The 1,543-nt window shown below is 56.3% G+C and carries 1 rRNA gene; it reads right to left on the bottom strand.

From position 1 onward, the window contains the following. Positions 1–42: 42 nt before the first annotated feature. Positions 43–1,543, bottom strand: a 23S ribosomal RNA gene (locus tag ACFUK0_RS40170); the annotation flags it as partial.

Genomic DNA, 1,543 nt, shown 5'->3' with positions numbered 1-1,543 from the left:
TGGGGTCGTTGTTTCAGAACAACACAGTGGACGCGAGCAACTGAGGACAAGCCCTCGGCCTATTAGTACCGGTCAGCTCCACCCCTTACAGGGCTTCCACATCCGGCCTATCAACCCAGTCGTCTACTGGGAGCCTTACCCTCTCAAGGAGGTGGGAATACTCATCTCGAAGCAGGCTTCCCGCTTAGATGCTTTCAGCGGTTATCCCTCCCGAACGTAGCCAACCAGCCATGCCCTTGGCAGGACAACTGGCACACCAGAGGTTCGTCCGTCCCGGTCCTCTCGTACTAGGGACAGCCCTTCTCAATATTCCTACGCGCACAGCGGATAGGGACCGAACTGTCTCACGACGTTCTAAACCCAGCTCGCGTACCGCTTTAATGGGCGAACAGCCCAACCCTTGGGACCTACTCCAGCCCCAGGATGCGACGAGCCGACATCGAGGTGCCAAACCATCCCGTCGATATGGACTCTTGGGGAAGATCAGCCTGTTATCCCCGGGGTACCTTTTATCCGTTGAGCGACGGCGCTTCCACAAGCCACCGCCGGATCACTAGTCCCTGCTTTCGCACCTGCTCGACCCGTCGGTCTCACAGTCAAGCTCCCTTGTGCACTTACACTCAACACCTGATTGCCAACCAGGCTGAGGGAACCTTTGGGCGCCTCCGTTACTCTTTAGGAGGCAACCGCCCCAGTTAAACTACCCACCAGACACTGTCCCTGATCCGGATCACGGACCCAGGTTAGACATCCAGCACGACCAGAGTGGTATTTCAACGACGACTCCACAACCACTGGCGTGGCTGCTTCAAAGTCTCCCACCTATCCTACACAAGCCGAACCGAACACCAATATCAAGCTATAGTAAAGGTCCCGGGGTCTTTCCGTCCTGCTGCGCGAAACGAGCATCTTTACTCGTAATGCAATTTCACCGGGCCTATGGTTGAGACAGTCGAGAAGTCGTTACGCCATTCGTGCAGGTCGGAACTTACCCGACAAGGAATTTCGCTACCTTAGGATGGTTATAGTTACCACCGCCGTTTACTGGCGCTTAAGTTCTCAGCTTCGCCAACCCGAAGATTGACTAACCGGTCCCCTTAACGTTCCAGCACCGGGCAGGCGTCAGTCCGTATACATCGCCTTACGGCTTCGCACGGACCTGTGTTTTTAGTAAACAGTCGCTTCTCGCTGGTCTCTGCGGCCGGCCCCAGCTCAGAGTGCAAGACTCATCACCAGTTCCGGCCCCCCTTCTCCCGAAGTTACGGGGGCATTTTGCCGAGTTCCTTAACCATAGTTCACCCGAACGCCTCGGTATTCTCTACCTGACCACCTGAGTCGGTTTGGGGTACGGGCCGCCATGAAACTCGCTAGAGGCTTTTCTCGACAGCATAGGATCATCCACTTCACCACAATCGGCTCGGCATCAGGTCTCAGCCTTAATGAGTGACGGATTTGCCTATCACTCGGCCTACACCCTTACCCCGGGACAACCACCGCCCGGGCTGGACTACCTTCCTGCGTCACCCCATCGCTCACCTACTAC

This window comes from Kitasatospora sp. NPDC057223, from assembly GCF_042669755.1.
Taxonomy (GTDB): domain Bacteria; phylum Actinomycetota; class Actinomycetes; order Streptomycetales; family Streptomycetaceae; genus Kitasatospora.
The sequence above is the reverse complement of the archived record's forward strand: the minus strand, read 5'-3'. Positions and strand labels throughout refer to the sequence as shown.